This is a genomic window from Mobilicoccus sp. (assembly GCF_032060985.1).
In the GTDB taxonomy this organism is placed as follows: Bacteria; Actinomycetota; Actinomycetes; order Actinomycetales; family Dermatophilaceae; genus Mobilicoccus.
Window position 1 is genome coordinate 73,575 of record NZ_DAMBGD010000014.1, and the last position, 12,768, is coordinate 86,342.

Consider the following 12,768-nt stretch of genomic DNA (forward strand, 5'->3'; position numbering starts at 1 on the left):
GGGCCCATGCACAGGCCACCGGCCGATGCTCAGACCACCGACCCCGGCCCCATCAAGGAGACCGACATGACGGAGACGTCGACCACCAGACACTTCGGCGCCCGCCTGCGTGAGGCGATGGACACCCACGGCCCCCTGTGCGCAGGGATCGACCCGCATGCCGGGCTGCTCTCCGCCTGGGGTCTGTCCGACGACGTGGACGGCCTCACCCGGTTCGCGCAGGCGACCCTCGAGGCCTTCGCCGGGGTGGTCGCGTGCGTCAAGCCGCAGTCGGCGTTCTTCGAGCGGTTCGGCTCGGCGGGCATCGCCGTCCTCGAGGACACCCTGCGAGGCTTCCGCGAGGCGGGCACCCTGACGATCCTCGACGTCAAGCGCGGCGACATCGGTTCGACGATGGGCGGGTACGCGCAGGCCTACCTCGCCGACTCCTCGCCGCTGCGTGCCGACGCGATCACCGTGAGCCCCTACCTCGGCTACGGCTCCCTGCGGCCGGCGCTCGACCTCTCCGCCGAGACGGGACGGGGTGTCTTCGTCCTCGCCCTCACCTCCAACCCCGAGGGCGCGAGCGTGCAGCACGCGCAGGTCGCCGCCGGGGCGGGCGGGGGCGGTGCGGCGGGTACGGGTTCGGTCGCCGGGTCGATCGTCGCGGGCGTGGCCGCCGACAACGCCGAGGCGCGTGCGTCCGGACGCCTGGGCAGCGTGGGCATGGTGGTCGGCGCGACGGTGGGGTCTGCGGTCGCCGATCTCGGGCTCGACCTCGCCGCCGCGAACGCCCCGCTGCTCGCCCCCGGTGTGGGGGCCCAGGGGGCCACGGCGGAGGATCTCCGCACGGTGTTCGGCGCCGCCCTGCCCAACGTCCTCGCCTCCTCCAGCCGCGACGTGCTGGGCGCCGGGCCCGACGTCTCGGCGCTGCGTGAGCGTGCGCGCCGCGTCGCGGCCGACGTCCGTGCCATGGTGGGGTCGTGAGCACCGACGAGCCGCACGCCGACCGCCCCGTCCCCGCCGGTGAGGGATTCGCGGAACCCCCGCCGGAGGTCCCCGAGGAGCTCCTCGAGATCCGGCGCAGCATCGACAACATCGACGCCGCGCTGGTGTACCTGCTCGCCGAACGGTTCAGCCACACCCAGCGCGTGGGGCGGCTCAAGGCCCGTCACGGGCTTCCCCCGGCCGATCCGGAGCGCGAGGCCGTCCAGATCGCCCGCCTCCGATCCCTCGCCGCCGGGGCCCGCCTCGACCCCGACTTCGCCGAGAAGTTCCTCCAGTTCCTCGTCGAGGAGGTCATCCGGCACCACCGGGCCATCGCCCGCGAGGAGGGTTCCGAGCGTCGTGACGACGGCGCCACCGGTCCCGCCGAGACGGCCGTTCACGGGAAACAGACCAGGTGATCGGCCGCTTTCGTTGCACAGGTCCCGTGCGGGCGGCTAGGTTCGACCCTGACCGGATACGGGCCCGCTCTTGACCCGGCCCCGACAAACCGGCCCCATTCTCAGTTCATCTCGCGCCGAGGAGTAAACGTGGCACTTCCCCAGCTGACCCCCGAGCAGCGTGCCGAGGCTCTCGAGAAGGCTGCCGTGGCTCGTCGCCAGCGGGCCTCCATCAAGAACGCCTTGAAGAACGGTGAGACTCCTCTCAAGAAGGTCATCGCCGACGGCAAGAAGGACGAGGTCATCGGCAAGATGAAGGTCTCCTCCCTGCTCGAGTCCATGCCGGGTGTCGGCCGCGTGCGTGCCCGCCAGATCATGGACGAGATCGGGATCTCCGAGACCCGTCGCGTGCGTGGCCTCGGCGCCAACCAGATCGTTGCCCTGCTGGAGCGTTTCGGCACCGAGTGAACGACCAGGCCAGCCCGCCCGACGCCGCCGGCCGCCGGCGGCTCGTCGTCCTCGCCGGACCCACGGCCGTCGGCAAGGGTGCCGTGAGCTCCTACATCAGGGAGCACCACCCCGAGGTGTGGCTGTCGGTGTCGGCGACGACCCGGCCGCCCCGCCCCGGGGAGGTCGACGGGCATCACTATCACTTCATCGATGCCGACACGTTCTCGCAGATGGTCGAGGCCGGTGAGTTCCTCGAATACGCCGTGGTCCACGGCCGCAACTGGTACGGCACGCCGCGCCGGTCGGTGGAGGAGAAGCTCGCGGGGGACCGGCCGGTGCTCCTCGAGATCGACCTCGCCGGCGCCCGGCAGGTCAAGCAGTCCATGCCGGATGCCCTGTTCGTGTTCCTCGCGCCTCCCACCTGGGAGGAACTCGTGCGTCGGCTGCAGGGTCGCGGCACCGAGGACGAGGACGAACGCGCCCGTCGGCTCGCCACCGCCAAGGTCGAACTGGCCGCGGTGGGGGAGTTCGACGTCACCGTCGTCAATGACGAGGTTCGGCGGGCCGCGGAGGAGCTCGTATCATTGCTCAAGGGGACGGGCGGATCTCGCCCGCACGAGCGCGACGACGCCCCGCACGAGGGCGGTCCCGCCGCCCCATAGCGGCCCCCGCGTCGGGCCCGCGCCCGCCGACCACTTCGACGAAACGAGATGCGACACGTGACCGCCACGCCGCTGCCCGAGGGCATCACCAACCCGCCCATCGACGACCTGCTCGAGATCGCCGACTCCAAGTACGCCCTCGTCATCTACGGCGCCAAGCGCGCCCGTCAGATCAACGCGTACTACAGCCAGCTCTCCGAGGGTCTGCTCGAGTACGTGGGCCCGCTGGTGGAGACCGAGATCCACGAGAAGCCGCTGTCGGTGGCCCTCCGCGAGATCAACGACGGACTCCTCACCTCGACGCCCACCGAGGGCTGAGGACACCCGCTGCGATGACGACGCCCCCGGCCGAGCCGACGGGTCGCGAGCCACACGAGGAGTCGCGACCGGCCTCGCGGGGGCGTCGTCGTGTCGTCCTCGGGGTCGGTGGCGGCATCGCCGCGTACAAGGCCGCGCTGCTGCTGCGGTTGTTCACCGAGGCCGGGGACGACGTCACCGTCGTGCCCACCGCCGCGGCGCTCAACTTCGTCGGCGCCCCCACGTGGGAGGCGCTCTCGGGAAAGCCCGTCTCCGACCGGGTGTGGGATCGCGTCGAGCAGGTGCCGCACGTGCGCATCGGCAAGAGCGCCGACCTCGTCGTCGTCGCGCCCGCCACGGCCGATCTCCTCGCCAGGGCGGCGCAGGGGTTCGCCGACGACCTGCTCACCAACGTGCTGCTCACCGCGCGGTGTCCGGTCGTCCTCGCGCCCGCGATGCACACCGAGATGTGGGAGCACCCTGCGACGGTCGCCAACGTGGCCACGCTTCGCGACCGGGGCGTCCACGTCGTGGAGCCCGCCTCCGGCCGTCTCACCGGCGCCGACACCGGACCGGGCCGGCTGCCCGAGCCCGAGGACATCCACGCCGCCTGCCTGGCGATCCTCGACACCTCGCGCGAGGTCACTCCCGAGGTCCGCAGCCACCGTGACTCCGTCCTCGCCGGTCTCCGGATCGTCGTCAGCGCGGGCGGCACCCGCGAACCCCTCGACCCGGTGCGATATCTCGGCAACCGCAGCTCCGGCAAGCAGGGCTATGCCCTCGCCACGGAGGCGATCGCCCGAGGCGCGGACGTCACGCTCGTGACGAGCGCGTCGCTGCCGGACCCGGCCGGTGCGCACGTCGTGCGCGTCGAGACGGCGCGGGAGCTGGAGTCGGCGATGAGCGCCGCAGCCCAGGAGGCCGACGTCGTCGTCATGGCCGCGGCCGTCGCCGACTTCCGCCCCGCCGAGTACGCGGAGAGCAAGATCAAGAAGACCCACGGGCCGGGGGAGGAGGAGCTCGACGACGCCCCGGTCATCCGGCTCGTCCGCAATCCCGACATTCTCGCGGGCCTCGTGCGCGCCCGCCGGGAGCTGCGTGACCGCACCGGTGAGGCGACGGCGGGCCCGATGATCGTCGGGTTCGCGGCCGAGACCGGCGACTCCTCCGGGGACCTCCTCCACCACGCGAGGGTGAAGCTCGCGCGGAAGGGATGCGACCTTCTCGTCGCCAACGAGGTCGGCGCCGGGGTGGTGTTCGGGCAGGACGACACGACGGTCCACGTCCTTGCTCCAGGGGGAGAGGTGCTGCTCACGGCCGGGCCGACGACGAAGGCTGCCGCGTCGGCGGCGGTGTGGGATGCCGTCGAAGAGGCGGTGGACGTCCGACCCCCACGGGCTGAGTAGACTCGGGACCCGACCGCCGCGCCGTGCCGCCGGACGTGTCGTCCCACCAGTGAGGAGTTCCCACCCGTGTCCCGACTGTTCACCTCCGAGTCCGTCACCGAGGGTCACCCCGACAAGATCTGCGACCAGATCAGTGACTCGATCCTCGACGCGATGCTCACCCAGGACCCGCACGCCCGCGTCGCGGTCGAGACGATGGTCACCACCGGCCTCGTCCACGTCGCCGGTGAGGTCGCGACGACCGGATACGTCGACATCCCGAGCCTCGTGCGCAAGACGATCATCGGGATCGGGTACGACAGCTCGATCAAGGGATTCGACGGCAAGACGTGTGGTGTCGAGATCTCCATCGGCGAGCAGAGCCGCGACATCGCCCAGGGCGTCGACACGGCGTACGAGAACCGCACCGGTGGCGTCGACCCGCTCGACAAGCAGGGCGCGGGCGACCAGGGCCTCATGTTCGGGTACGCCTCCGACGAGACCCCCGAGTTCATGCCGCTGCCGATCTTCCTCGCGCACCGTCTCGCCGAGCGTCTCACGGCCGTGCGGAAGTCCGGCCAGATGGCCTACCTGCGCCCCGACGGCAAGACGCAGGTCACCATCGCCTACGACGGCGACAAGGCCGTGAGCCTCGACACCGTCGTCCTGTCCAGCCAGCACGCCGAGGACGTCTCCCTCGAGGCGCTCCTGCAGCCCGACGTCGAGAAGCTCGTCATCAAGCCGGTGCTCGGTGAGCTCGCCGATTCCGGTGTCGACCTCGACATCTCCGACTACCGCCTGCTCGTCAACCCGACGGGCAAGTTCGTCACCGGCGGCCCGATGGGCGATGCGGGCCTCACGGGCCGCAAGATCATCGTCGACACCTACGGCGGGATGGCCCGTCACGGTGGCGGCGCCTTCTCCGGCAAGGACCCGAGCAAGGTCGACCGCTCCGCCGCGTACGCCACGCGCTGGGTCGCGAAGAACGTCGTCGCCGCGGGCTTGGCCAAGCGGTGCGAGGTGCAGACGGCCTACGCCATCGGCAAGGCGCAGCCGGTGGGTCTCTACGTCGAGTGCTTCGGCACCGAGACGGCGCCGCTGGAGAAGATCCAGAAGGCGATCACCGACGTGTTCGACCTGCGCCCGGCGGCGATCGTCGACCAGCTCGACCTGCTGCGCCCGATCTACCAGCCCACCGCGGCCTACGGCCACTTCGGTCGTCGCACCGCTGACGGTGTGACGAACCCCTTCACCTGGGAGCACACCAACCGCGTCCAGGAGCTTCAGCGCGCCGTCGGCAACTGACGCCACGGATCGACCATCGGCGGGTGTCCGGCTCAGGCCGGGCGCCCGCCGATCGTCGTCGTCGGGCGTGGGCTCGTCGCCGTCCAGGAGCGTGGTGAGAGCTGTGACCCGCACGGCGACCACCTGCATGGGCTCTCGTCCATGCAGGCGGGTCGACCTCGAGCGCGGCGCGCGATCGCCTCAGGCGCGGGTGCCGGGCTCCAGGCGGGCGCCGGCGCCGACCTCGACACGCGGGGCGACGGCGCTCTCGCGGCCGACGAGGGAGATGGCGTCGTCGGTCGGGAGGCGGGTGCCGGTCTCGACGCCGAGACGGGAGTTCCTCGCGAACTCCACCCGATGGTCCACGATCGCGGTGCCGACGAACGCACCCGCACCGACCGTGACGTCCTCGAACAGCACGCTGTCGACGACCTCCGCACCCGCCTCGACGACGACACCGGGACCGAGGACGCTGCGCACGACCCGCCCGCGGATCTCGCACCCGGGCGAGATCATGCTGTCGAGGATCTCGGCGCCGGGACGCACGAGCGCGCCGGGCCGGTTCGTCGTCGCCCCGAGCAGCGGCCGCTCCGGGCGGGTGAAGAGGTCGACCTCGCCGGCGAGGAGGTCACGGTGCGCCCGCAGGTAGGAGTCGGGCCGTCCGGCGTCTCGCCAATACCCCTCGTGCGGGTGGACGACGACGGTGCCGTGCTCGACGAGGTGTGGCAGGAGCGTCTCGCCGAAGTCGCCGAGGCCGGTGTCGCCCTCCTCCGGCTCGTCGGCGTCGGCGTGCAGGACCCCGAGCTCCTTCATGAGGACCTCGGCGTCGTAGGCGATGACCTCGGTACACACGAGCGAGGTCGCCGGGGTCGACGGCTTGTGGGCGAGGCTCGCCACCCGCGCCCCGGGGCGGTGCTCCCCGTCGAGCTCGACGACCGTGTGGTGTCCGGCCTCCTTCTTCGACAGGTCGTAGGTGAGCATCGTGCAGTCGGCGCCGGATTCGACATGGGTCGCGAGGAGGTCCCGATAGTCGGCCGTGTAGACGTGGTCGGCCGAGAGGACGAGGACGACGTCCGGGGCGGCCCGCCGGATCTCGTGCCGGTAGCGCCGTAGGAGGTCGGCATTACCGGTGGAGAAGCCGCTGCGCTCGGCGCCCCGGCCCTCCTCCGGACCGACGACGAGCAGACCCCCGCGGGTGCGGTCGAGGTCCCAGGGGCGTCCGCCCCCGACCGCCCGTTCGAGAGCCACCGCGTGGTACTGCACGCACATGAGCACGTCGTCGATGCCGCTGTGACGGAGGTTGGACAACGGGACGTCGATGAGGCGGTGGGTGCCCCCGAACGGCAGGATCGGTTTGGGCCGCTCGCGGGTGAGGACGTCCATGCGGGAGCCCTTGCCCCCGGCGAGGATCATGGCCAGCACACGAGGGTTCTTCACGGGTGGTCGCCTCCTGGTCGGACGGATGGCCGAGTCGGGACCTCGGTCGGGGCTCGCTCGGTAGCACGACCGTATCGGAGCGCGGCGGGTGTGTCGCGGGCTCACGGGCTGTCGGTGGGACCGGGTAGAACGGGGGTATGACGACGGCGGGGAACGACGAGGGCGAGGGCGAGGGCGGGCGCGGCGCCGCCCGCGATCTCGTGCCGCCGCCCTCGCCCGCGTCACCCGCGGCCTCCTCACCCGGCGCCGCGGCGGGGGCGGAGTCCCCTGCGCTGCCCGTGGCACTCGTCGCCGTGCAGGTGCCGCTGCCGCACCTGGACCGGGGGTTCGAGTACGTCGTCCCGCCCGAGATGGACGCCGACGCGGCACCCGGGGTGCGGGTCAAGGTGCGCTTCTCCGGGCGGGAGGTCGACGGCTTCGTCCTCGAGCGACGTGCGAAGGCCGAGCACGTCGGCACCCTGGCTTCGCTGCGGCGGGTCGTCGGGACCGAACCCGTCCTCACCCCGGAGATCGCCGCCCTCGCCCGTGAGGTCGCCGACACCCACGCCGGGTCGCTCGCCGACGTCCTGCGCCTCGCGGTGCCGCCGCGGCACGTGCGAGCGGAGACCGCACTCACCGCGCGCCCGCCCACCCCCCCGGAGGGCGACGTCCCCACCCCGGACGAGTCGCCGTGGGCGCGCTACCCGGCCGGACCCACGTTCCTGCGCCGCGTGCGCGCGGGCGAGGGGCCCTGGGCGGCCTGGTCGGCCCTGCCGAGCGTCGATCCCGCTCTCGGGTGGCCCGCCGCGTTCGCCGCGGCGGCGGCCGCGACGCTCGCCTCCGGACGCGGGGTGATCCTCGTCGTCCCCGACCACCGCGACGTCGCCCGCCTCGAGACGGCCCTCGTCGGCGCACTCGGCGCGGGACGGCACGTGCGGCTCACCGCCGACCAGGGCCCGCAGGCGCGCTACACCGCCTGGCTGTCGATCCTCCGCGGTCACGTGCGGTGCGTCGTCGGCACCCGGGCGGCCGCCTACGCGCCGGTGCACGACCTCGGGCTCGTCGCCTGGTGGGACGACGGCGACGACCTGCACGCCGAACCCCGCGCGCCGTACGCGCACATGCGCGACGTCCTGCGCCTGCGGGCCTCGCGGACCGGGTCGGCCCTGCTCGTCGGCGGGTTCGCGCGCTCGGTCGCCGTCGAACAGTGGGTCGCCGAGGGGGCGGTGCGCGAGGTCGTCGCCGACGTCGAGCCGCGCCGCGCCCTCGCCCGCGTCCACGTGGTCGGGGAGGGACACGACGAGGAACGTGACGGACCCGGCGCGCGGGCGCACCTGCCCTCGGCGGCCTGGCGCGCCGCCCACGCGGGTCTCGACCACGGACCGGTGCTCGTCCAGGTGCCGAGGCGCGGCTACCTTCCGTCGCTGTCGTGCGGGGAGTGCCGGACGCCCGCGCGCTGCCCGCACTGTCACGGTCCGTTGTCGTTGCCCGGCCCGGGCGCGCCGCCGACGTGTCGATGGTGCGGGCGCACCCCCACGCAGTTCACGTGTGCCGAGTGCGGCTCCCACCGGCTCCGCAGCAGCGTCGTCGGCGCGCGCCGGACGGCCGAGGAACTCGGTCGCGCCTTCCCCGGAGTGCCGGTCCGCACCTCGGGATCACCGGAGGTGCTGAGCGAGGTCGAGGGGACCCCCGCGCTCGTCATCGCCACCCCGGGCGCCGAGCCGGTCGCCCACGGCGGCTACGCCGCCACCCTGCTCCTCGACGCGTGGGCGAGCCTCGACCGACCCGCCCTCGACGCGGGGGAGGAGGCCTTGCGCCGCTGGCTCGCCGCAGCCGCCCTCACCCGGCCTGCCGCCGACGGGGGAGTCGTCGTCCTCGCGGGCGCGCCCGTGCACACTCCCCTGCCGGTCATCGAGGCGCTCGTCCGGTGGGCGCCGGAGTGGTTCGCCCGACGTGAACTCGCCGAGCGCGTCGAGCTCTCCCTGCCGCCGACCGTCTGGATGGCCCGCGTCACCGGCGAGCTGCCCGCGGTGCGGGCGTTCGGCGACGACATGGCCGTCGCGATGCAGGCCGTCGGGGTCCCGCTCGACCGACTCGGGCCGATCCCCGCCGGTGACCAGGCCCACCTGCTGCTCCGGGCTCCCGCCGCCGCGGCCACCCAGGCCACCGCGGCCCTCGCGGCCACCCGCCGCACCCGGAGCGCCCGCAAGGACCGCGACCAGGCCGCCGTCCGCCTCGGCGTCGCCGACGTCACCTGACGCGCGCGCCCACCCCCGCCACACCTCACACCGGAGGGGGCGCTTTCGCTGCGTCGTCAAATCCCTGCCGACGATGCGGGACGCCGCCGCTCCGCCCGCCCGGCCACCCGCCGGCACACCGCTCCCACCTCGGACCGGAGGGTGCGGCTGAGACCGGAGGATCTGGGCTCCGGTCTGAGAGCTGGCCCCCGGTTCGAGGGGGAGGGGGCGGGGTGCCGGCCTGCGTCCGTGCCGCCGGCACCCCGATAGACTGGCGAGCCGCCGCGACCAGCGTCGAGCACCCAGCACCGGAGACACCATGACAGTCCTCGACATCCGCCGCCTCGGTGATCCGGTCCTGCGCACCCCGGCGAGTGAGGTCAGCGACTTCGACACCGAACTGCGCACCCTCGTCGCCGACCTCACGGCCACGATGCTCGACGCGCCCGGCGTCGGCCTCGCCGCTCCGCAGATCGGGGTGGGGTTGCGCGTCTTCACCTATCACGTCGACGGGGTGCTCGGACACGTCGTCAACCCCGTGCTCAGCCTCGACGGCGACCTCGAGGAGACCGAGGAGGGATGCCTGTCGATCCCCGACCTCACCGCCCTGCCCCGACGCGCCCCGCGCGCCGTCGCCCGCGGGTTCGACCAGCACGGCGAGCCGATCCGCATCGAGGGCACCGCGCTGCTCGCCCAGTGTTTCCAGCACGAGACCGATCACCTCGACGGGGTCCTCTTCATCGACCGCCTCGACTCCACCGAACGGCGCCGTGCGCTCAAGGTCATCCGGTCCTCGGCGTGGGCCGGTGAGGTCGTCGTCAAGGAGTCTCCGCACGAGTCGCGGACGGGCGGAGGGAGGCGCTGATGCGCGTCGTGTTCGCCGGGACCCCCGAGGTCGCGCTCCCCTCGCTGCGGGCGTTGCTCGACTCCCGCCACGAGGTCCTCGCCGTGCTCACCCGCCCCGACGCCCGTGCGGGCCGCGGCCGCACACTGCGCCCGAGCCCGGTGTCGGCGCTCGCCCACGAGGCCGGAGTCGAGGTGCTCACCCCGCCGAACGCCCGCGACGCGGGGTTCCTCGCCCGCCTCGCCGACCTCGCGCCGGACGCCGTGCCCGTCGTCGCCTACGGCCATCTCGTGCCGCGCGCCGCGCTCGACATCCCGCGCCACGGTTGGATCAACCTCCACTTCTCCCTCCTCCCGCGGTGGCGGGGCGCCGCGCCCGTCCAGCGCGCCCTCATCGCCGGGGACACCCGCACCGGGGCCTGCGCCTTCGTCCTCGAGGAGGGCCTCGACACCGGCCCGATCATCGATTCGCTGGCGACCGACGTCGGCGACGAGGAGTCGGCGGGGGAGCTGCTCGACCGGCTGGCCCTCGACGGTGCCCCCGTGCTCCTGCGCGCCCTCGACGCGCTCGAGGAGGGCACGGCGACGTTCACCCCGCAGGTGGGGGAGCCCACCCACGCGCCCAAGCTCACCCGCGACGAGGCTCGGCTCGACTGGTCGGCCCCGGCCGCGAGGCTCCACGACCTCGTCCGCGGCTGTACGCCGGCTCCCGGTGCGTGGACGACGTGGTCGGGGACGCCGCTCAAGGTGCTCCAGACCCGCACGTGCCCGCCGGGCAGGGACGCCGACGCCACGAGCACCACCGCGCCGACGTCGTTGACGCCGGGGCGCCTTCGCGCCGACCGGTCCCGGGTGCTCGTCGGCACGGGGGAGGGCGACCTCGAGCTCGTCCGGGTGCAGCCCCAGGGCAAGAAGCCGATGGCGGCCGCGGACTGGGCACGCGGCGCCCGCATCGATGGAGGGACGTTCGACGATGAGTGAGCCGGGCGAGGCGCGCCGGCGTGACGGTGAGGACCGCCGTGACGGGCGTGAGGGTCGTGACGGTCGTGAGCGCCGGGACGACCCGGGTGGGCGCGATCGCCGCGGCGGACCCTCCCGTGAGGGCACGGGGCGGGTGAGCCACGGGGGGCGCGCCCGCACCAGCGACCCCCGGAGCCGGAGTGCGCAGCGTCCCTCCGAACGCCGTCGCCGAGCCGACCCGGCACGGACCCTCGCCTACCGCACCCTGCGCGCGGTGTCCGATGGTGCGTACGCGAACCTCGACCTCCCGGCCCGCCTGCGTGACGCGCGCCTCGATTCCCGTAACGCCGCCTTCGCCACCGAACTCGTCTACGGCGTGACCCGCATGCGCGGGTTCTACGACGCGATCCTCGCCCGGTGCGCGGGCAGGGACGTCGAGGCCGTCGACGCGCCGGTGCTCGACGCCCTCCGCCTCGGCGCCCACCAGCTGCTCGGCATGCGGGTCCCCGCCCACGCCGCCGTCGACGCCACGGTCGGGCTGGTCCGGGCCGAGATCGGCGCCGGCCCGGCGTCGTTCACCAACGCCGTCCTGCGTCGCGTGAGCGAGCGGCCGGCGGAGGAGTGGCGCACCCTGCTCGCCCCGCACGCCGACCCGGCGGCCCGCACCGAACCCGTCGAGGGAGCCGCCCCCACGAGCGGACTCGACCTGGGTGACGTCGCGATCGCCCACAGCCATCCGGCGTGGATCGTGCGGGCGCTGCGCTCCGCCCTCCTCGCGCACGGGGAGAGCACGCCGGAGACGCTCGACGCCGACCTGCTCGCGCTCCTGCGCGCCGACAACACGCCCCCCGACGTCACCCTCGTCGCCCGACCCGGCCTCGCCGAGCTCGACGAACTGCTCGACGCGGGGGCTCGCCCCGGCACGTTCTCGCCGACGGCGGCCGTGCTCGACCGTGGCGGCGATCCGGGAGCGCTGCGGGCGATCCGCGACGGCCGTGCCGCCGTGCAGGACGAGGGCTCCCAACTCCTCGTCCACGCCCTCGTCGCCGCCTCCGACGCCCTCGCCGCCGGTGCGTCCGCCGACATCCGTGCCGCCGCCCCCACGGGCGCCGATGCCGACACGGCCGCCGACGTCGACCCCGATGGTCCGGCGACCGGCGAGCCTCGACGCTGGCTCGACCTGTGCGCCGGGCCGGGTGGCAAGGCCGCCCTGCTCGCCGCGCACGCGATCCCCCGCGACGCCGCGCTGTTCTGCAACGAGGTGAGCGAGCATCGCGCCGACCTCGTCGCCTCGACGCTCGGTGCCGCGATGGACGCGGGCGCCGAGGTGTACATCGGGGTCGGTGACGGTCGCGGCATCGGCGCCGAGGAACCGGCCTCGTTCGACCTCGTCCTCCTCGACGCCCCCTGCACCGGGCTCGGAGCCCTGCGCCGCCGGCCCGACGCCCGCTGGCGTCGGACTCCCGCCGACGTCGCCGACCTCACCGCGCTGCAGGAGGAGCTCCTCGGCTCCGGTCTCGATGCGTTGCGCCCGGGGGGAGTGCTCGGCTACGCGACGTGCAGCCCCCATCCGGCCGAGACGCTCGATGTCGTCCGACACGTCCTCGCGGCGCGGGACGACGTCCGGCTCCTCGACGCCCCCGCCTTCCTCGACGGCGTCTCACGCGTGCCCGTCGGGGGCGACGGCGTCCACGGCGTGGACGGTGGACGGGCCGAACGGGGGGAGGAGGACCTCGTCGCCTCGACGGTGCAACTCTGGCCGCACCGACACGACACCGACGCGATGTTCCTCGCCCTCCTCACCCGCACCGCCTGACGGCGCCTGCGGGCCCGGCCCCATCGTGTCGGAGGCGTACGACGTGTGTCTTGC

At 73.9% G+C, this 12,768-nt stretch carries 12 protein-coding genes; 11 read left to right on the forward strand and 1 reads right to left on the reverse strand.

The window, feature by feature from the left end:
• The first annotated feature begins 66 nt into the window (after positions 1 to 66).
• The 7 genes from pyrF to metK all read left to right on the forward strand — a co-directional run bounded on the left by pyrF (position 67) and on the right by metK (position 5,463).
• Positions 67 to 966, forward strand: a complete 900-nt coding sequence (pyrF, locus tag RT054_RS11585; protein WP_313023697.1) for an orotidine-5'-phosphate decarboxylase — start codon at positions 67 to 69, stop codon at positions 964 to 966.
• Positions 963 to 1,385, forward strand: coding sequence for a chorismate mutase (locus tag RT054_RS11590; RefSeq protein ID WP_313023698.1), 423 nt, complete (start codon positions 963 to 965; stop codon positions 1,383 to 1,385). Before pyrF ends, RT054_RS11590 begins: the two co-directional genes overlap by 4 nt.
• 129 nt (positions 1,386 to 1,514) lie before the next feature.
• Complete coding sequence (gene mihF, locus RT054_RS11595; protein ID WP_313023699.1) at positions 1,515 to 1,832, forward strand: integration host factor, actinobacterial type; 318 nt, start codon at positions 1,515 to 1,517, stop codon at positions 1,830 to 1,832.
• The gene (gmk, locus tag RT054_RS11600) at positions 1,829 to 2,476 is read left to right on the forward strand and encodes a guanylate kinase (protein WP_313023700.1); all 648 of its coding nucleotides are present in this window, start codon (positions 1,829 to 1,831) and stop codon (positions 2,474 to 2,476) included. The genes mihF and gmk overlap by 4 nt, the downstream gene beginning before the upstream one ends.
• Positions 2,477 to 2,524: 48 nt before the next feature.
• Positions 2,525 to 2,794 carry a DNA-directed RNA polymerase subunit omega gene (gene rpoZ, locus RT054_RS11605; RefSeq protein WP_312721273.1) on the forward strand — a complete coding sequence of 90 codons (270 nt, stop codon included), beginning with the start codon at positions 2,525 to 2,527 and terminating at the stop codon, positions 2,792 to 2,794.
• Positions 2,795 to 2,808: 14 nt separating this feature from the next.
• Complete coding sequence (gene coaBC, locus RT054_RS11610; protein WP_313023701.1) at positions 2,809 to 4,179, forward strand: bifunctional phosphopantothenoylcysteine decarboxylase/phosphopantothenate--cysteine ligase CoaBC; 1,371 nt, start codon at positions 2,809 to 2,811, stop codon at positions 4,177 to 4,179.
• A 66-nt stretch (positions 4,180 to 4,245) separates the two neighbouring features.
• Positions 4,246 to 5,463 (forward strand): methionine adenosyltransferase, encoded by a 1,218-nt coding sequence (gene metK, locus RT054_RS11615; RefSeq protein WP_312721269.1) that lies wholly within the window; start codon positions 4,246 to 4,248, stop codon positions 5,461 to 5,463.
• Between the two features lie 180 nt (positions 5,464 to 5,643).
• On the opposite strand, the gene RT054_RS11620 is transcribed toward metK, so the two are convergent.
• Positions 5,644 to 6,879: a sugar phosphate nucleotidyltransferase gene (locus RT054_RS11620; protein WP_313023702.1), complete on the reverse strand. Its 1,236-nt coding sequence runs from the start codon at positions 6,877 to 6,879 to the stop codon at positions 5,644 to 5,646.
• Between the two features lie 137 nt (positions 6,880 to 7,016).
• Between RT054_RS11620 and RT054_RS11625 the strand changes: the two genes are divergently transcribed.
• The 4 genes from RT054_RS11625 (at position 7,017) to RT054_RS11640 (ending at position 12,714) form a co-directional block, all read left to right on the forward strand.
• A complete protein-coding gene (locus tag RT054_RS11625; RefSeq protein ID WP_313023703.1) occupies positions 7,017 to 9,116 on the forward strand; it encodes a primosome assembly protein PriA in 2,100 nt (699 codons plus the stop codon).
• Between the two features lie 298 nt (positions 9,117 to 9,414).
• On the forward strand, positions 9,415 to 9,960 hold the full coding sequence (gene def, locus RT054_RS11630; RefSeq protein ID WP_313023704.1) for a peptide deformylase: 546 nt from the start codon (positions 9,415 to 9,417) through the stop codon (positions 9,958 to 9,960).
• Positions 9,960 to 10,919 carry a methionyl-tRNA formyltransferase gene (gene fmt / locus RT054_RS11635; RefSeq protein WP_313023706.1) on the forward strand — a complete coding sequence of 320 codons (960 nt, stop codon included), beginning with the start codon at positions 9,960 to 9,962 and terminating at the stop codon, positions 10,917 to 10,919. Before def ends, fmt begins: the two co-directional genes overlap by 1 nt.
• Complete coding sequence (locus tag RT054_RS11640; protein WP_313023707.1) at positions 10,912 to 12,714, forward strand: transcription antitermination factor NusB; 1,803 nt, start codon at positions 10,912 to 10,914, stop codon at positions 12,712 to 12,714. The genes fmt and RT054_RS11640 overlap by 8 nt, the downstream gene beginning before the upstream one ends.
• The last annotated feature ends 54 nt before the right edge of the window (positions 12,715 to 12,768 follow it).